Below are 16,898 nucleotides of genomic sequence, written 5' to 3'. Positions count from 1 at the left end.
CTGGTTCGCCGACGACACGCCGAAACGTTTCGAAGCCTACGGCTGGCATGTCGTGCGTGCTATCGATGGTCACGATCCGGCCGCGGTCGAGAACGCACTGGTCGCAGCGCGCGCGCAGCGCGACAAGCCCAGCCTGCTGTGTTGCAAGACCGTGATCGGCAAGGGCAGTCCGAACAAGGCCGGCAGTCACGATGTGCACGGCGCGCCGCTCGGTGCGGACGAACTCGCGGCGACGCGCAAATCGCTGAACTGGCCGCACGCTGCATTCGATATCCCCGACGCGGTCTATGCGCAATGGAACGCGCGTGCCGAAGGTGCGCGCATCGAGGCCCAGTGGCAGCAGCGTTTCGATGCCTACGCCAAGGCCTTCCCGCAACTTGCCGCGGAGTTCAAGCGCCGCATCGCGGACGAACTGCCGGCCGACTGGAAAGCCTTCGCGCGCGCGAAGCTCGCCGAAGTACAGGCGGCGATGCCGACGATCGCCACGCGCAAGGCTTCGCAGAATGCGCTCGACCTGCTCGCGCCGAAACTGCCCGAGCTGCTCGGCGGCTCCGCCGACCTGACCGGTTCGAACCTGACCAATTTCAAGGGTTCCATTGCGGTGCGCCGCGACGGCAGCGGTCCGGCGTTCGGCAACCACATCAACTACGGTGTGCGCGAATTCGGCATGAGCGCAGCGATGAACGGCATCGCGCTGCATCGCGGCTATATTCCCTATGGCGGCACTTTCCTTACGTTCTCCGACTACAGCCGCAACGCGATCCGCATGGCCGCGTTGATGCGCCAGCGCGTTATCTTCGTGCTCACCCACGATTCAATCGGCCTCGGCGAAGACGGGCCGACGCATCAGCCGATCGAACATGTCGCCAGCTTGCGCATGATTCCGAACCTGCGCGTGCTGCGCCCCTGCGACGCGACCGAAACGCTGGCCGCGTGGATCGCCGCGATCGAGCGCATGGACGGCCCGACCTGCCTGATCCTCACGCGTCAGAATCTGCCCGCGCAACCGCGCACGCCCGATCAGGTCGCGATGATTGCGCTCGGCGGCTACGTGCTTGCGGATGCGCAAGACGGCAAGCTGGATGCAGTCGTGATCGCGACCGGCTCCGAAGTTGCGACCGCGGTCGCGGCACGCGCGGCGCTTGCCGTGGAAAATATACAAGTGCGCATCGTATCCATGCCGAGTATCGAGACTTTCGATGCGCAGCCCGCGGACTATCGCGAACACGTGCTGCCGCGCGGCGTGCCGCGGCTGGCGATCGAGGCTGGCGTCAGTGCGCCTTGGTATCGGCTGGTCGGCGACGGCGGACGCGTGATCGGCATCGACCGTTTCGGCGAGTCCGCGCCCGCGCCGCAATTGTTCGAGTTGTTCGGATTCACGCCGACGAATGTGGCGGCGAATGTGCGCGAGTTGGTGGCGCGCTCCGTCAAGGCGCTGCCGTGAGCGGATTGCTTCCAAGACCGCTCGGTGGCTTGCCGCCGAGGCAAGGCGATGGGGTTTCCAAAGGGGAGAAGCGCAGCTCTCCTCTTTGTACGGGCAAGTTCCGTGCGGTGCTGTTCGATCTCGATGGCACGCTCGTCGACACCTTGCCGGATATCGCCGCGGCGATGAACGGCGCGCTCGAAGAATTCGGCCTGCGCACGCTCGATGCGGCGCAGGTCGGCGCCTTTATCGGCAAAGGTCCGCGCGTACTCGCGCGGCGCGTACTGGACTCGCAAAGAACGCTGGGCGCGGACGCACGTGAGCACCTGGTCGAGCCGCTGCTCGCGGCATATCTGCGCCACTATGAAATGCAGATCGGCAAGCGCGGGCAGATTTTTCCCGGTGTACTCGATTGTCTGCGTGAGCTGTCGGCACGAGGGCTCAAGCTCGGCGTCGTCACCAACGCGTTGCAGCATCTGGCCGAGGCGATCCTCGCGCGTTTCGCAATCGCACCGTACTTGCAGATCGTCCTCGGCGGTGATCGCGTGAGCCGGCACAAACCGCACCCCGAGCCGTTGTGGGAGGCATGCCGCGCGCTCGACGTCGCGCCGCATCTGGCGCTGATGGTCGGCGACTCGTCGAACGACGTGGCCGCCGCGCATGCCGCCGGTTGCGCCGTGGTCTGCGTGCCGCATGGCTACAACGAAGGCCAGCCGACGCATGCGCTCGGCTGCGACATCATCGAGGATTTCGCCGCGCTGCCCGCATGGGTCAGCGCGCAGGAACGGCGCTCGTTTGCGCTATGCAGCGACGACACAAACTAGCATTCACTCAGAGGAAACGGTCATGGCATTTATCAGTCTGCGACAACTGCTCGACCACGCCGCCGAAAACAACTACGGCGTGCCGGCGTTCAACGTCAACAATCTCGAACAGATCCACGCGATCATGCAGGCGGCGCAGGAAACCGACAGCCCGGTCATCCTGCAGGCCTCGGCCGGCGCGCGCAAATACGCGGGCGAGCCCTACCTGCGCCACATGGTGCTCGCGGCGGTGGAAACGCATCCGGAGATTCCACTCGTGCTGCATCAGGATCACGGTGCCTCGCCGAGCGTGTGCCAGCAGTCGATGCGCTCGGGCTTCACCTCGGTGATGATGGACGGTTCGCTGCTGGCGGACCAGAAGACGCCGGCCAGCTACGAATACAACGTCGACAACACGCAGTTCGTCGCGCGCATGGCGCACGCGATCGGCGTCTCGGTCGAAGGCGAGCTTGGCTGTCTGGGCTCGCTCGAAACCGGCATGGCCGGCGAGGAAGACGGCGTTGGCGCCGAAGGCACGCTCGATCATTCGATGCTGCTGACCGACCCGGATCAGGCCAAGGATTTCGTCGAGCAGACCCAGGTCGACGCGCTCGCGATCGCGATCGGCACCTCGCATGGCGCGTACAAATTCACGCGCCAGCCGACCGGCGATATTCTTGCGATGGATCGGATCAAGGCGATCCACGCGCGGATTCCGAACACGCATCTGGTCATGCACGGGTCGAGTTCGGTGCCGCAGGAATGGCTCGCGATCATTCGCGAATACGGCGGCGACATCAAGGAAACCTATGGCGTGCCGGTTGAGGAAATCCAGCGCGGTATACAAAGCGGCGTGCGCAAGGTGAACATCGATACGGATATCCGTCTGGCGATGACCGGCGCAATGCGCCAGGTGTTCGCCACCGATCGCAGCGAGTTCGATCCGCGCAAGGCGCTCAAGGCAGCGACCGCGGCGGCGAAGGATATCTGCAAGGCGCGCTTCATCGCTTTCGGTTGTGCCGGGCAGGCGTCGAAGATCAAACCGCTGACGCTGGAGAAGATGGCGGCACGGTATCACTAAGACAGCGGACGAGGAAGTAAGAGATTGAACCACGGAGAACACGGAGAAAAGCGTCAACGGAAAAAGAGACAACGTAATCTCGTTTTCTTTCTTCGTGTACTCCCAGCTCTTCTCCGTGTTCTCCGTGTAACGCTTGTGATTATTGTGGTTCAACAATGCTGCGCGCCCTGATCTTCGACGTCGACGGCACCCTGGCCGATACCGAGCGCGACGGCCATCGGGTCGCGTTCAATCGCGCCTTCTCCGATGCAGGACTCGACTGGCATTGGGATGTGCCGCGCTATGGCGAACTGCTGCAGGTCACCGGCGGGCGCGAGCGCCTGCTGCATTTCATGCAAAGCGACGCGGCGGAAATTGCGCAGGGCGATCGCGATGCGCTGGCGCGCGACCTGCATGCGCGCAAGACCGTGCACTATCTGCACATGATCGATGCGGGCGTGGTGAAATTGCGCCCCGGCGTCGCGCGCTTGCTCACGGAAGCGCACAACGCCGACCTCGTCCTCGCGATCGCGACGACGACCACGCGCGCCAATGTCGAAGCCCTGCTTGCGCACGCTTTGCCTGCCGGCGCCTTGTCCTGGTTCGCCGCGATCGGTGCGGCGGAAAACGCCGCACGCAAGAAGCCCGATCCCGGCATTTACGAATATGTGCTGCGCAAGATCGGCATCGCCGCGCAAGATGTTCTCGCGTTCGAGGATTCCGAAGCCGGGCTCTGTGCCGCGCTGACCGCGGGGCTGCGCACCGTGGTCACGTTGAACGAGTACACCGACGATCAGGATTTTACCGGCGCGCTGTCCGTGCTCAGCGACTTCGGCGAAGCAGAGGCACATGCAATGGTGATTGCCGGTGCCCCATTGAATCGCGGCTATGTCGATCTGGCCCAGTTGCGCGCCTGGCAGGCGCGACAGGATTAATTATTTCTTGTGCTTGTCCGCCTGATGCTGCAGATCCGCGCGCATGCGCTCGTTGATGTCCTCGAACTGGCGCGTGAGATCGGCGCACGCCGGTTTCGGCGCTTCGCACAGCGTCGCCATCGCGACGGAGACGACGCCGGCCTTCTCGTGGATCGTGCGCTTGACCACGGCCGGATTGGCCGCGTGGTCGGGCGGGGTGAACGACCAGAACGCGCCAGCGCCTGCATCGGCGACGATCAACCAGCCGTCGTCCTCGCGGCTTTGCACGTCGGTGCGCTGACTCAATACGGCGCGCGCTTGGGCAACGGTTGCATAATCGATCGCGTCACCTGCAGCCAGCGGCGGCGCAGGCGGCGGCGTCGGCTGAGTTGGCGCAGGCGTGATTGCGATCGGTGCGGTTGCGACCGGTGCAGCCGAGGCCGGCGCGGTCGCGGTCACCGCAGGTGCGGTCGATGTCGATGCCGGTTTGTCACTCGCATCCTTGCCGCAGGCGGCCAATACGAGCGGCAGCGCAACCACAAACAACGAAAATCGCTTCATGTCATATCCCGCGAGGCTGGACATCACAATGTGTCTCCGCCGGAGGAAATCGCCTGCTCGAGCTTGTCGCCTAGCGGACCGATTTCGTCGACCAGCCGATCGAGTTCGTCCGCGCTGAGCAATTCGTAGGGGCGGTTTTCGCACAAGTGCAGATATGGCGAGCCGTCGAGATCGTTCACCGCAAGATAACCCATACGTTGCTCCCAGTTGAAGCGCAGGCAACGCTTGGCGTCCACGCCGGTGAGCGGGCCGATCGGCGTGGAGATGCGCAAATAGTTGCGCCCGGCCTCATCGTCGAGTTCGGCCAGATACATGCCCTGATGACGTTTGTCGCCATCGAGCGCGAGGTCGAAGCAGATCAGATACGGATCGTTGATGCGCAACTTGAAACGCGCATGGATATGCGAACGGACTTCTTCGAAGGAATGCACGGGCGGCTCCGTATTGGCTGGCACGTATGCTACCTTGCGCCGGCCATGAAGTCAGTCAAGGCCGACCTCAAACCCGAATACGGCACAATCCGGCGCACAATCGCGGCGATTCCGCGCGGGCGTGTGGCCAGTTACGGTGAAATCGCCGCGCGCGCGGGACTGCTGCGGCGTGCGCGTCTGGTCGGGCGCGTGCTGCGCGAGGCGGGTGCGGCGGCGAAGCTGCCTTGGCATCGCGTATTGCGCGCGGACGGCCGTTTCGCCTTCGCGCCGGGCAGCCGCGGTTATCGCGAACAACGCGCGCGCCTGCTCGAGGAAGGCGTCGTGGTGAAGAGTGGCCGCGTCGATCTCGCGCGCTTTGGCTGGCAGCGCGATCTGGACGCGGAGATCTGGCGCTTATAATCTTTTCCAAATCCGACGAGCCTGCATGCAAAACCTTCCCCCAGTAACCCGTGCCCTGTTGATCGCCAACGTTGTCGTGTTCGCGCTGCAGCAATTCGGCGGCGACTATCTTCTGGTGCACTACGCGCTGTGGCCGCTCGGCGATCCGCAGTGGCTGCGCATGGACAACGGCAATCCGGTGCGCGTGGGCTTCGAGTTGTGGCAGGTGGTTACCTACGGATTCCTGCACGGCGGCTTCGCGCACATCGCGTTCAACATGTTCGCGCTGTGGATGTTCGGCGGCCCGGTCGAGAACGCGCTCGGCACACGGCGGTATACTTTTTACTATTTCGTCTGCGTGATTGGCGCGGCCTGCGCGCAGCTCGTGGTGATTCATTTCTTCAAGCCGGGCGATTTCTACCCGACTTTGGGCGCTTCCGGCGGCATATTCGGCCTGTTGCTCGCGTTCGCGATCATTTATCCGACCGCTCGCATCGCGTTGTTGTTCTTCCCGGTGCCGATTCCCGCACCGATCGCGCTGATCGGCTACATGCTGATCGAACTCGTGCTCGGCGTCACCGGCACGCAGGAAGGAGTGGCCCACTTCGCCCATCTCGGCGGCGCAGCGGCGGGGTTCGTGTTGCTCCGTTTCTGGCGCGCGCAGGCGTTGCGCCAGCGTTGACGGCGCTCACGCCCGCGCGCTGGGGGCGCGATTTGTTAGGTCTTCGTTACCTGAATCGGCAGCAACGACGCGCGGCGCAGGACAATGCGGGCGCAACGAAAAACGTGTAAGGTTTCCTGGCCTCAGCGCGCTTAACACCCGATCAACGGGAAGGAGATCATGAGCATGAGCAACGATCCAGGCAAACCCGATTTTTCCAATGTTCAAGGCGGCTCGTCGACCGTGCCGGCGCCGAAGCCGGACTTCAGCAATGTGCAGAGCGGAGCGAGCACGGTCAGCGCGGCAGCGCAGACCTACACCGTGGTCGGCGGCGACAGCCTGTCGAAGATCGCCAAACATTTTTACGGCGACGCCAATCAATGGCGGCGGATTTTCGAGGCCAATACCGACAAGATCAAGAATCCCGATCTGATCCATCCGGGCCAGGTGCTCACCATTCCGCCCGCGTCTTGACCCAGTTCCGCAGCAACCAACACCGTATCGACGGCATACAACAGTAAAAGGAGAGGTTTGAACATGAGCGAATTTCATAGCCGTACTTCGTTGACCATCGTGCTGGCAAGCGCCCTCGCGCTGGCCGCCTGCGGCAAGTCCACGCCGCCGCCCGCATCCGCGCCGGCGACACCCGCACCAGCGTCTGCGCCGGCAACACCAGCGCCGACTGCGGCGCCCGCTCCGCAGGCCGCTGCGACGGAAGCCGCGCCAACCTATGTCGTGCAAATCACCTCGGTCACGCTGGCCAATGCCGTGGATGCGGGTGGCCACGTAGCGGCGCCGATGACCACGTTCACGCCGAAGGACACGATTTACGGCGTGGTCGCCGCCAATGCCGGGAAAGCCAATGCGTCGATCACTGCGCACTGGACGTACCAGGGCGGCCAGTTGGTCAGTGAACAGGTGCAGACGCTGAAGGATCTCGGACCGAATATCAGCGAGTTCCACATCAGCAAACCGGACGGCTTTCCGGCCGGCACTTACGCGCTGGACATCCTCGTCGACGGCAAGTCGGTGTCGACCACGAGCTTTAGCGTGAAATAAATCGTCGGTACAGGACGCAAAAAAGGGCGCGGAATTCCGCGCCCTTTTTGTTGCGACAAAAAAAAGTTCGTCGCCAGCCTTACCAGATCTTCACCTGCACATCGTCGCCGCGCACCATCGGGCTGCCGGCCTTGCAACTGAACGCCTGCGCGAACGCGGGCATGTTCGACGGTGCGGCGATCGCGCGGAAGGGTCCCGGCGCGTGCGGGTCGGTATTGAGCGACACCTTGGCGTTTTCCGGCAGGATGTTGGTGCGCCAGATGCGCGCGAAGTTGAGAAAGAAACGCTGGTCCTGGGTATAGCCGCCGATCTTCGACTTCGCTTCCTGCGGATTCTTCTTCAGTGCCATTTGCAGCGCGTCGAACGCGACATTGAGTCCGCCCAGATCGGCGATGTTTTCGCCGAGCGTGAGCTTGCCTTTCACGTGCAGGTCTTCGAGCGCGACATAGCCGTCGAACTGCTTGACCAGCTTGTCGGTACGCGTCTCGAACTGCTTCTTGTCCTCGTCCGCCCACCAGTTGAGATTATTGCCGTGGGCGTCGAACTGGCTCCCTTTGTCGTCGTAGCCGTGGGTCATCTCGTGGCCGATCACCGCGCCGATGCCGCCGTAGTTGAGTCCGTCGTCGGCCTTGGCATCGAAGTAGGGCGGCTGCAGGATCGCGGCCGGGAAGGTGATTTCGTTTTTCAGCGGGTTGTAGGACGCATTCACCGTCTGCGGCGTCATGCCCCATTCGGTCTTGTCGACCGGCTTGCCGATCCTGCCGACGCGCCAGTCGTGATTGAACTTGCTCGCGGCGATCACGTTGTCGACGTAGCCTGCGCGCGTGATGGTCAGGCCGGTCCAGTCACGCCATTTGTCCGGATAGCCGATCTTCGGCACGAAGGTTTCCCATTTGTCGATGGCTTTGCGCTTGGTCGCGTCGCTCATCCAGTCGAGCTTCTCGATGCGCGCCTTGAGCGCGACGCGCAGGTTCTGCACGAGTTCCTGTGCGCGCTGCTTGGATTCGGGCGGAAAATTCTGCGCGACGTAAAGCTGCCCCATGGCCTGGCCCATCTGGCCGTTGACCGCGTTGAGCACGCGTTTCCAGCGCGCTTCCATTTCCTTCTGGCCGCGCAGCTTGTGCTGGTTAAAATCGAAATTTTCTTCGACGAAGGCCTTGCTCAAATACGGCGCGGCTTCGTCGAGCAGATGGAAACGCAAGTACGCTTTCCATTGATCGAGCGGCACATCGGTGAGCATCTTGTCGAATGCGGTGAACCATTCCGGATGCGACAGCGAGAAGCCCGGCGCATCCTTCACGCCTTGCGCGGCGAGGAATCGCGTCCAGGAAAAATGCGGCGTGGCCTTGTCGGCGTCGGCGACGCTGACGTAGTGATACTGGTTCTTCGGATCGCGTGCCTCGATCGGCGACAGCGAGGCCGTCGCGTCCTGCGTTTCCAGCGCGAGGATCCACTGCGCGTCTTGCTTGGCTTCGTCCGCCTTCACGCCGGCGAGGGCGAGCGTCTTCTCGATATGCCCGACATACTCGTTGCGGATCTTCACATAGTCGGGTTTGTCTTCCAGGTAATACGCGCGCTCGGGCAGGCCGAGGCCGTCTTCGCCCGCGTAGCCGATTACCATGCTGGAGTTCTTGAAATCCGGGTAAGCGCCGAAACCGAAAAATCCGGGCAGGCCGCGCGTGTGGGAGTCGGTCAGGTAGGCGGTCAGATCGCCGACGCTCTTGATCGCCGCGATTTTCGCCAGCTCCGGCTCGATCGGCGTGACGCCAAGTTTTTCGATCGCCGCTTCGTCCATGCCGGTCGCATAGAAATCGCCGAGCTTCTGTTCAATCGTGCCCGCCGCGGGTTTGCCGTTCGCGGCGCTTTCGATCAAGGTACGCTGCGCCTTGAGGCTCGCCTCGCGCAGCTCGTCGAACGTGCCCCAGCGCGTGCGATCGGCCGGAACCGGATTGGCCGCGATCCACTTGCCATCGACAAAATGATAGAAATCCGCGCACGGATCGATCTTGGTGTCGAGCGAGGCCGGGTCGAGATTGCTGCTCGGCGGCGTCGGTGCGGCGGTGACGCCGCCGGTCAAAGCGAGTGCGGTGGCAAAACTCAGCGGCCGCAGAATGCGCTTGGCCATGGTTGGTTGCTCCTGTGGAAATTTGGATGAACGGGAAAAATAGGCGGCGCCGGTCGGGCGCGGCAGTGCAGAAAGTCACGCTCAAAAAAAGACGGCCGGGTGGGACCGGCCGTGGGGAGTCACGCTTGGAAAAAGGAGACGATTCTGTGGTGTGAGACTAGCGCGTGTGCCGCGCGCCAGCCTGTGCCAGAAGACATGGCATGGTCCAGTCGGCGGCTTGGACAGTCAGGGCAGAGAAGGCGGCGGGGAAAGCAGCAGCAGGAAAAACGTGATCGCAGACATGGCGTCAATGCGGCAGCGCCGCTGCGCGGGCAGGTATCTCCGGCAGCTTGTCCGGGCCGGCGGCGCCGCCGGAGAGGATGAACGCCATCGCCTGGTCCACGCTCCAGTCGGTCGCGATCAGATCCTCGACCGGTACGATTTCCAGATATCCGCCGGTCGGGTTAGGCGTCGTCGGCACATACACCGCGGCCATCTCCCGCCCGCTGTCGCTGATGAAGGTGCGGGTGACAAAACCGATCGTTTTCAGGGTCGGCGCGGGAAAGCCGATCAGCACCACACGCTGGGTCGAACCGGGTTTGTTCTGCATCAGGGTCATCAGCTTCTTGCTGCCGCCGTAAATCGTGTGCACGAGCGGAATGCGCCCGATAAGGCGTTCGAACGCCGCCAGCAGGCGCTGGCCGAACACGAAGCGCGTGGCAAAACCGACCAGATACAGGGCCACGATGGTGCCGACGAAGGCGATGATCGATTGCAGCCATTCCTGGCTCAGCCACTCGGTCGCGTTGGGAAACACCGTGCTCAGCAACGCGAACGTGCCGACCACCGCAGGCGCGCCGACATGCGTCAGGAAGCTGAAGATGAACTTGAATACCACCCAGGTCAGCCAGAGCGGGATAAAGGTCAGCAGGCCGGTGATCAGGTAGCGTTGGACGTAGAGACGGGGCATGGATTCGCGCGGCGAGCGGGCAGTCTGAACATGATAGCTGTTGTATACGGGAAAAAGCGCAGGTATAAAGGGCCCAGGGGGAGGCCGCATTACCATGCAGCACAGCGATCTTGCGCCGATTGCGACGGCGCCAATCACGTCCAACGACACGATCGCGGGGCCGCGCCCCGTCGTCGTCACGCTGATCGGCGTGCCCGGTGCGGGCAAGCGCTCGGTTGCGCAGGCACTGTACGAAGAACTGGGCCTGCGGCGCATCGATCGCGAAGCGATCCGCGACGCCCTGTTTCCGTATTGCACCTACTCGTTTGCTGAAAAGCGTGCCGCGTTTCGCGGTGTGCTGCTCGCGCTCGAGATCAATTGCCTGCTCGGCGAATCCAGCGTGATCGACGGCATGACGTTCGCGCGCCGGCCGGACCTCGAGCGTGTGGATCAGGTGATCCGGCAATATGGCTTCCTGTCGGTCCCGGTGTTTCTGGACTGCTCGACCGAAGTGGCTAGCGCGCGCATCGCGCAGGAAATTGTGCTGCAGCCGCATCTGGCGCGCATGCGCCGGCCCGCAATGGTCGCCGAGGCGCGCGCGCGCTTCGATACGCCGCCGCCCACTGCGCTACGCGTCAATGCGGATCTCGCGCTCGACGATGTCGGTCGGACGGTGGTCGCCGCGGTGGAGAAATTGCGCGTCGGTTAGCGGCCGGCTTCAGGCCGCCGCGGTTGCCGAAGCGGCGGTGGGACCCTCAGCGAACGAACGCCGCCAGGCGACCCAGCCGTTTACGCAGAGCAGCAGGAAGATCGCGTAGAGCACGGCCGTCAGATAGAGGTCTTTGCTGATGTAGACCGGGATCGAGATCAGGTCGACGACGATCCACAGCGCCCAGTTCTCCAGCGTCTTGCGATTGAGCAACACCTGCGCGATCACGCTCAGGCTCGTGATCACCGCATCCCAGAACGGCGCGGCGCCGTTGATGCGGATCAGCACTTGCTGCAGCAGCGGCACAGCGATTAGCGCGATTGCGGCGACGAGGATCCAGCCGCGCAGCGAGAGCCGCGATACTGCAAGCGCGTGGTGCTCGCCGTCGCCGGCGAACCAGCGCCTCCAGCCATACACGTTGAGCGACAGGAACATCGCCTGCAGGCCGGCGTCGCCATACAGTTTCTTGTCGGTGAACAGCAGCAGGAAGGTGGTCGTGTTGACGATGGCCAGCGGAAAATTCAGGACGTTCTGGCGTGCGGCCAGCCAGACGCAGGCGACACCCGCGACGAAGCCGATGACTTCGGCATTGCTGACCGGCGTGTTGAGCGCGCTGAATGCCGTGGCGCCGAGAAAGTCGGCCAGCGCGCTCAGCATGGGAACGGATTCGAACCGGCCGCGTCGGCGCGCTTACGGCCGGCGCGCGAGTTCGGAATTGTCGCGCGTGACCGGCATCAGGTCCTTCTTCGAGACGCCGAGCCAGAGCAGGATCGGGTTGGCGAAGAAAATCGACGACAGCGTGCCGATGACGATGCCGATCAGCATGGTCAGCGCGAAACCCTCCACGACCGGGCCACCGAACAGATACAGCGCGATCATCGTGATCGCGGTGAACAGCGCGGTGATGATCGTGCGCGACAAGGTCGAGTTGATCGCCCGGTTGAGTATTTCGGCCGGTTCGGCCTTGCGCGAGGAACGGAACAGCTCGCGCACGCGATCGAACACCACGACCTTGTCGTTGATCGAGTAGCCGACCACGGCAAGCACCGAAGCGAGTACGGTCACGTCGAATTCGCGGAAGGTGATCGCGTAGAAACCCAGGGTGATGATGGTGTCGTGGAATTCGCTCGCGATCGCGGCGATCGCGAAGCGCCACTCGAAGCGGATGCCGATGTAGATCATGATGCCGATGATGACGAAGATCACCGCGACGATGCCGTCGCTCTTGAGTTCCGCGCCGACCGCCGGGCCGACGAAGTCGGTGCGCTTTTTCGTCACGTCGTCGCGTTTGACCTTGAGCGCGGAGATCACGCTGTCGGCGATCTGGTCGGCCTTCTTGGTCGACTGGCCACCAGCTTCGGCAGAGCCGCCCTCGCCAAGCTGCAGCCGGATCGCCACGTCGCGCGCGCCGCCGACGCTGACCACCTGCGCATTGTGGAAGCCGGCGGTATCCAGTGCCGCGCGCACGTCGCCGATGTCGACCGGCTGCTGGTATTCAGCTTCGACCAGCACGCCGCCAGTGAAATCGAGCGCGTAGTTGAGGCCGTGTACGGACAGCGCACCGATCGAGATGATCAGCAGCAGCGCCGAGACCGCGAGGCTGACCTTGCGCAGGCGCAGGAAGTCGATCTTGCTGTGTGGGTTGAAAATTTCCATAAGTATACTCTTGGTTTTCCCTTCTCCCACTGGGAGAAGGTTTGTTCGTTATACCGACAAGGTCTTGAGCTTGCGCCCGCCGTGAATCAGGTTGACCACGGCATGGGTGACCGTGACCGAGGTGAACATCGAGGTCAGGATGCCGATCGCCAGGGTCACGGCGAAGCCCTTGATCGGACCCGAGCCGAACAGGAACAGGCCGAAGGATGCGAGCAGGTGGGTGACGTTGGCGTCGAAAATCGTGGCCCAGGCTTTTTCGTAGCCGGCCTTGATCGAGGCCAGCGGCGTGGAGCCGTTGCGCAACTCCTCGCGGATGCGCTCGCAGATCAGCACGTTCGCGTCGATCGCCATGCCGAGCGTGAGCACGATGCCGGCGATGCCGGGCATGGTCAGCGTGGCCTGGAACATCGACAGCACGGCGACGAGCAGAATCAGGTTCAACACCAGGCCGATATCGGCGATCAGGCCGAACAGGTGGTAGTAGATCAGCGCGGCGATCAGCACGGCGGTGAGGCCGATGAGCACCGCCTTGACGCCCTTGGCGATATTGTCGCGACCCAGGCTCGGGCCGATCTGGCTTTCCTGCACGATGTCGACCGGCGCGGCGAGCGAGCCGGCGCGCAGCAGCAGCGCAAGCTCGGCCGCTTCCTTCATGCTGCCCAGACCGGTGGTCTGGAAGCGCGGGCCGAATACGCCCTGGATCGTCGCCGCGGAAATGACTTCCTGGGTTTCCTTGAACGTGCGCACTTCCTTGCCGTCGACGATCTGCGTCTGCGGGATGCGCTCGATATAGACCACGCCCATGCGCTTGCCCACGGCCTGTTGGGTGAATGCCAGCATCTTCTGGCCACCCTTGGCATTCAGGCGCACCGACACGGCGGGCAGGCCGTTCTGTGGATCGGGCGCCGCGGTGGCATCGGCGAGTTCAGCGCCGGTGGCGATGACTTTCTTCGACAGGATGATCGGCACGGGTTTGCCGTCGGCACCCGGATTCTGCATGTAGTACAGACGCGATTCGGGCGGCGCGTTGCCGCTTTTCATGATTTCGCGCGCACCCTGATTGAACGGCGCGGCCCCGGTCGCGACTTCATCCACGGCGCGATATTCCAGCGTCGCGGTCGCACCGAGAATCTTCTTCGCCTCGGCCGTGTCGTGCACGCCGGCGAGTTCGACGACGATGCGGTTCGCACCCTGCTGCTGGATCGTCGGCTCGGAAACGCCGAGCTGGTTGACGCGATTGCGCAGCGTGGTCAGATTGCTGGCGATCGTGCTACGCGCCTGCGCCTCCACGGTGGTATCGCGCACCTTGGCGATCAGTGCGTAGCTGTCGGCGGTAGTGGTGCCGTCGACGAGTTCGAGCGGCGGCTGGTCGCCGAGCTTCTCCGGCTGGTTCACCTGTTTGGCGATGATATTGCCGGCGGTCTTGCGGTCTTCATCGGATTTGAGCGTGACGACGATGCCGGTCGGCGTCGCATTCACCGACTCGTAGCGGATTTTCGCGTCGCGCAGCGCCGTGCTGATGTCGTCGCGAAAGCGCTGCTGCATCTTGTCGAGCGCGGCCTTTTGATCGACTTCGAGCAGGAAATGCACGCCGCCTTGCAGGTCGAGACCGAGCGGCATCGCGTTCGCACCGATCGCGCTCAGCCATGACGGCACGGTCGAGGCCAGGTTCAGCGCGACCGTATACTGATCGCCCAGCTCGGTGCTGATGGCGCTCTGCGCCTTGCCCTGCGTTTCGCTGTCGTTGAGGCGCGCGAGCAGGCGGTCGCCGTTGATGTCGACGCTCTTGAACTCGAACTTGTTCTTCTGCAATACGCCAAGCACCCTCTCTTTGAGCGCCTCGTCGACGTTGCCGCCGCGGTTCGCCGACACTTGCACGGCAGGCAGGGGGACGAAGACGTTGGGCAGCGCGTAGATCACACCGAGCACGAGCAGGACGGCGATCAGTGCATATTTCCACTTTGGGAATTCGTTCATTTAATTCGCTCTTGCGCCGCGCGGCATCCACGGCGGGTTGTTGCATTCGTTCTTTTCGATCGCGCTCGACGGCGCGATTCGATCGGGTGAGGTTTCAGGTTTGGCCGCGTCAGGCGGATTTCAACGTGCCCTTGGGCAGCACCATCGACACGGCGCTTTTCTGCACCTTCACGCTCACGCCGGAGGAAATCTCCAAGCCGATGAAGCTGTCGCCGAGGTCGTCGATGCGTCCGGCCAGACCGCCGCTGGTGATGACCTCGTCGCCCTTGGCCAGTGCGTCGACCATCGTGCGCTGATCCTTGGCGCGCTTCATCTGCGGGCGCAGCATGAAGAAATACATCGCGACCATGAGGCCGCCGAAAAGCAGAACGTTGGGCAACAGGCCGGGTTGCTGAGCGGCGCCGCCAGCGGCCTGTGCATAGGCACTAGAAATAAGAAAATCCATCGGTGTTCTCGTGTTGTGGCGGCGCAGACGGCGTCTGCGGGGGGCCGGAAAAAGGCCGCAAATTATGGCACACACAGGGCTGAGGGCCTAGGGCTGAGGGCTGAAACCACGACGCATCTGAAATTTTTTTGATCTTCAGCCCTCAGCCCTCAGCCCTCAACTCAAGCTCTCAGCCCTCGCCCCTGATGCCATGGCGGAATAGAATGCGTGCCCCAGCCCACAAGAGTTCCGCATGGACACCACGCAAACCCGCGCCAGCATTTCCGACCTTTGGGACAGCCAGATCGTTCCGCAGCTGGTCGACTACATCCGCATTCCGAACAAATCGCCGATGTTCGACAAGGACTGGGCTGCGCACGGATTCATGGACAAGGCGGTCGCGCAGTTGTCGGGCTGGGCCTCGGCGCAAGAGATTCCCGGGATGACGGTCGAGGTTGTGCGCATCGAAGGCCGCACGCCGCTGATCTTCATCGAAGTGCCCGGCAGCGGCGACGATTGTGTACTTTTATACGGCCATCTCGACAAGCAACCGGAAATGACCGGCTGGGCCGCACACCTCGGGCCGTGGAAACCGGTGATCGAGGACGACAAGCTCTACGGTCGCGGCGGCGCGGACGACGGCTATGCGATCTTCGGTTCGCTCGCGGCGATACTCGCCCTGAAGCAACAGAACGTCGCGCACTCACGCTGCGTGGTGATGATCGAGGCTTGCGAGGAATCGGGCAGCTACGACCTGCCCTACTACGTCGATCATCTGGCCGCGCGCATCGGCAGGCCGTCCCTGATCGTGTGTCTGGATTCGGGTTGCGGCAACTACGAGCAGATGTGGCTGACCACCTCCTTGCGCGGCATGACGGGCGGCAACCTCACCGTGCGCGTGCTCGATGAGGGCGTGCATTCTGGCGATGCGTCCGGCGTGGTCGCGTCGAGTTTCCGCATCCTGCGCCAGTTATTGTCGCGGCTTGAGGATCAGGACACCGGCAAGATCGTTCCGCCGCAATTTCATGCCGAGATTCCCGCACAGCGTCTCGAACAGGCGCAGCGGTCGGCCAAGGTGCTTGATGAGGAGATCTTTTCGAAGTTTCCGTTTGTCGAAGGCATGCACCCGGTGTCGAGCGACCTCGGCGAACTGGTGCTCAACCGTACGTGGCGGCCGGCGCTCGCGGTCACCGGCATCGACGGCATTCCACCGCTCGATTCGGCGGGCAATGTGCTGCGTCCATTCACCGCGGCGAAACTGAGTCTGCGTCTGCCGCCGACGCTGGATGCGAGCAAGGCCGGCGCGGCGTTGAAGACGCTGCTCGAAAGCGATCCGCCTTACGGTGCCAAGGTCACGTTCGATCTGGAAAAAGCCGGCAGCGGCTGGAACGCGCCCGCGCTCGCGCCGTGGCTCGAACAATCGGTCGATGCGGCCTCGCGCGAATTTTTCGGGCGGCCACCCGCGTACATGGGCGAGGGCGGCAGCATTCCGTTCATGGGCATGCTCGGTGAGAAATTTCCGGGCGCGCAGTTCCTGATCACCGGCGTGCTCGGTCCGCATTCGAATGCGCACGGGCCGAACGAGTTCATCCATATCCCGACCGGCAAGCGCGTGACGATGTGCGTGGCCAAGGTGATCGCCGATCACTACATCGCCAGCCAGCAGGGATTGACGACGGGTGTCGCCGCATCGCACGCGCACAACGTCAAAGGCGGCGATGGCTGCTGCGACTAGCACACGCATCGCGATCCACACTGCGCGCGACGGCATGGCTTGAAATCCTGCCGC

18 protein-coding genes are annotated in these 16,898 nt (G+C 63.3%); 10 read left to right on the top strand and 8 right to left on the bottom strand.

Going from position 1 to position 16,898, the window contains the following annotated elements:
- The 4 genes from VIE67_RS02235 to VIE67_RS02220 all read left to right on the top strand — a co-directional run.
- Nucleotides 1-1,444: transketolase family protein (locus tag VIE67_RS02235; RefSeq protein ID WP_332022843.1), on the top strand; the 1,444-nt coding region annotated here is incomplete at its 5' end.
- A complete protein-coding gene (gene gph / locus VIE67_RS02230; RefSeq protein WP_332022841.1) occupies nt 1,441-2,247 on the top strand; it encodes a phosphoglycolate phosphatase in 807 nt (268 codons plus the stop codon). The genes VIE67_RS02235 and gph, both read left to right, overlap by 4 nt.
- Nucleotides 2,248-2,269: 22 nt before the next feature.
- Complete coding sequence (gene fba, locus VIE67_RS02225; RefSeq protein WP_332022839.1) at nt 2,270-3,307, top strand: class II fructose-bisphosphate aldolase; 1,038 nt, start codon at nt 2,270-2,272, stop codon at nt 3,305-3,307.
- Nucleotides 3,308-3,462: 155 nt separating this feature from the next.
- Nucleotides 3,463-4,221, top strand: a complete 759-nt coding sequence (locus VIE67_RS02220; RefSeq protein ID WP_332022837.1) for an HAD-IA family hydrolase — start codon at nt 3,463-3,465, stop codon at nt 4,219-4,221.
- Here the strand turns inward: VIE67_RS02220 and VIE67_RS02215 are convergent, their stop codons facing one another.
- Complete coding sequence (locus VIE67_RS02215) at nt 4,222-4,761, bottom strand: hypothetical protein (protein WP_332022835.1); 540 nt, start codon at nt 4,759-4,761, stop codon at nt 4,222-4,224.
- Nucleotides 4,762-4,784: 23 nt separating this feature from the next.
- Nucleotides 4,785-5,192 carry a hypothetical protein gene (locus VIE67_RS02210; protein ID WP_332022833.1) on the bottom strand — a complete coding sequence of 136 codons (408 nt, stop codon included), beginning with the start codon at nt 5,190-5,192 and terminating at the stop codon, nt 4,785-4,787.
- A 45-nt stretch (nt 5,193-5,237) separates the two neighbouring features.
- On the opposite strand from VIE67_RS02210, the gene VIE67_RS02205 reads away from it, so the two are divergent.
- From VIE67_RS02205 to VIE67_RS02190, 4 genes are all read left to right on the top strand, one after another.
- Nucleotides 5,238-5,591, top strand: coding sequence for an MGMT family protein (locus VIE67_RS02205; RefSeq protein ID WP_332022832.1), 354 nt, complete (start codon nt 5,238-5,240; stop codon nt 5,589-5,591).
- 25 nt (nt 5,592-5,616) lie between these two features.
- Nucleotides 5,617-6,252, top strand: a complete 636-nt coding sequence (locus VIE67_RS02200) for a rhomboid family intramembrane serine protease (RefSeq protein WP_332022830.1) — start codon at nt 5,617-5,619, stop codon at nt 6,250-6,252.
- Nucleotides 6,253-6,417: 165 nt separating this feature from the next.
- On the top strand, nt 6,418-6,705 hold the full coding sequence (locus tag VIE67_RS02195; protein ID WP_332022828.1) for a LysM peptidoglycan-binding domain-containing protein: 288 nt from the start codon (nt 6,418-6,420) through the stop codon (nt 6,703-6,705).
- Nucleotides 6,706-6,768: 63 nt separating this feature from the next.
- Nucleotides 6,769-7,290 (top strand): hypothetical protein, encoded by a 522-nt coding sequence (locus VIE67_RS02190; RefSeq protein ID WP_332022826.1) that lies wholly within the window; start codon nt 6,769-6,771, stop codon nt 7,288-7,290.
- 79 nt (nt 7,291-7,369) lie between these two features.
- On the opposite strand, the gene VIE67_RS02185 is transcribed toward VIE67_RS02190, so the two are convergent.
- Together VIE67_RS02185 and VIE67_RS02180 are read right to left on the bottom strand one after the other, a co-directional pair.
- Nucleotides 7,370-9,415, bottom strand: a complete 2,046-nt coding sequence (locus VIE67_RS02185) for a M13 family metallopeptidase (protein ID WP_332022824.1) — start codon at nt 9,413-9,415, stop codon at nt 7,370-7,372.
- Between the two features lie 286 nt (nt 9,416-9,701).
- Nucleotides 9,702-10,364 (bottom strand): DUF502 domain-containing protein, encoded by a 663-nt coding sequence (locus VIE67_RS02180; protein WP_332022821.1) that lies wholly within the window; start codon nt 10,362-10,364, stop codon nt 9,702-9,704.
- A gap of 94 nt (nt 10,365-10,458) precedes the next feature.
- Here VIE67_RS02180 and VIE67_RS02175 point away from each other — a divergent pair, with 94 nt between their 5' ends.
- Nucleotides 10,459-11,052: a P-loop nucleotide/nucleoside kinase family protein gene (locus VIE67_RS02175; RefSeq protein ID WP_332022819.1), complete on the top strand. Its 594-nt coding sequence runs from the start codon at nt 10,459-10,461 to the stop codon at nt 11,050-11,052.
- Between the two features lie 9 nt (nt 11,053-11,061).
- Here VIE67_RS02175 and pnuC read toward each other — a convergent pair whose 3' ends face one another.
- The 4 genes from pnuC to yajC form a co-directional block, all read right to left on the bottom strand.
- Nucleotides 11,062-11,709, bottom strand: coding sequence for a nicotinamide riboside transporter PnuC (pnuC, locus tag VIE67_RS02170; protein WP_332022817.1), 648 nt, complete (start codon nt 11,707-11,709; stop codon nt 11,062-11,064).
- A 33-nt stretch (nt 11,710-11,742) separates the two neighbouring features.
- Nucleotides 11,743-12,708 carry a protein translocase subunit SecF gene (gene secF / locus VIE67_RS02165; protein WP_332022815.1) on the bottom strand — a complete coding sequence of 322 codons (966 nt, stop codon included), beginning with the start codon at nt 12,706-12,708 and terminating at the stop codon, nt 11,743-11,745.
- 48 nt (nt 12,709-12,756) lie between these two features.
- The gene (gene secD, locus VIE67_RS02160) at nt 12,757-14,685 is read right to left on the bottom strand and encodes a protein translocase subunit SecD (RefSeq protein WP_332022813.1); all 1,929 of its coding nucleotides are present in this window, start codon (nt 14,683-14,685) and stop codon (nt 12,757-12,759) included.
- Between the two features lie 109 nt (nt 14,686-14,794).
- Nucleotides 14,795-15,130 carry a preprotein translocase subunit YajC gene (gene yajC, locus VIE67_RS02155; RefSeq protein ID WP_332022811.1) on the bottom strand — a complete coding sequence of 112 codons (336 nt, stop codon included), beginning with the start codon at nt 15,128-15,130 and terminating at the stop codon, nt 14,795-14,797.
- 232 nt (nt 15,131-15,362) lie between these two features.
- Here yajC and VIE67_RS02150 point away from each other — a divergent pair, with 232 nt between their 5' ends.
- On the top strand, nt 15,363-16,844 hold the full coding sequence (locus VIE67_RS02150) for a M20 family metallopeptidase (protein WP_332022809.1): 1,482 nt from the start codon (nt 15,363-15,365) through the stop codon (nt 16,842-16,844).
- Nucleotides 16,845-16,898: the final 54 nt, after the last annotated feature.

This window comes from Rudaea sp., assembly GCF_036560865.1.
Classification (GTDB): domain Bacteria; phylum Pseudomonadota; class Gammaproteobacteria; order Xanthomonadales; family Rhodanobacteraceae; genus Rudaea.
The sequence above is the reverse complement of the archived record's forward strand: the minus strand, read 5'-3'. Positions and strand labels throughout refer to the sequence as shown.

Coding starts and splice junctions, on each gene's coding strand:
- fba (WP_332022839.1), top strand. CDS start 2,270: ATGGCATTTATCAGTCTGCGACAACTGCTCGACCACGCCGCCGAAAAC.
- VIE67_RS02220 (WP_332022837.1), top strand. CDS start 3,463: ATGCTGCGCGCCCTGATCTTCGACGTCGACGGCACCCTGGCCGATACC.
- VIE67_RS02215 (WP_332022835.1), bottom strand. CDS start 4,761: ATGAAGCGATTTTCGTTGTTTGTGGTTGCGCTGCCGCTCGTATTGGCC.
- VIE67_RS02205 (WP_332022832.1), top strand. CDS start 5,238: ATGAAGTCAGTCAAGGCCGACCTCAAACCCGAATACGGCACAATCCGG.
- VIE67_RS02200 (WP_332022830.1), top strand. CDS start 5,617: ATGCAAAACCTTCCCCCAGTAACCCGTGCCCTGTTGATCGCCAACGTT.
- VIE67_RS02195 (WP_332022828.1), top strand. CDS start 6,418: ATGAGCAACGATCCAGGCAAACCCGATTTTTCCAATGTTCAAGGCGGC.
- VIE67_RS02190 (WP_332022826.1), top strand. CDS start 6,769: ATGAGCGAATTTCATAGCCGTACTTCGTTGACCATCGTGCTGGCAAGC.
- VIE67_RS02185 (WP_332022824.1), bottom strand. CDS start 9,415: ATGGCCAAGCGCATTCTGCGGCCGCTGAGTTTTGCCACCGCACTCGCT.
- VIE67_RS02180 (WP_332022821.1), bottom strand. CDS start 10,364: ATGCCCCGTCTCTACGTCCAACGCTACCTGATCACCGGCCTGCTGACC.
- VIE67_RS02175 (WP_332022819.1), top strand. CDS start 10,459: ATGCAGCACAGCGATCTTGCGCCGATTGCGACGGCGCCAATCACGTCC.
- pnuC (WP_332022817.1), bottom strand. CDS start 11,709: ATGCTGAGCGCGCTGGCCGACTTTCTCGGCGCCACGGCATTCAGCGCG.
- secF (WP_332022815.1), bottom strand. CDS start 12,708: ATGGAAATTTTCAACCCACACAGCAAGATCGACTTCCTGCGCCTGCGC.
- secD (WP_332022813.1), bottom strand. CDS start 14,685: ATGAACGAATTCCCAAAGTGGAAATATGCACTGATCGCCGTCCTGCTC.
- yajC (WP_332022811.1), bottom strand. CDS start 15,130: ATGGATTTTCTTATTTCTAGTGCCTATGCACAGGCCGCTGGCGGCGCC.
- VIE67_RS02150 (WP_332022809.1), top strand. CDS start 15,363: ATGGACACCACGCAAACCCGCGCCAGCATTTCCGACCTTTGGGACAGC.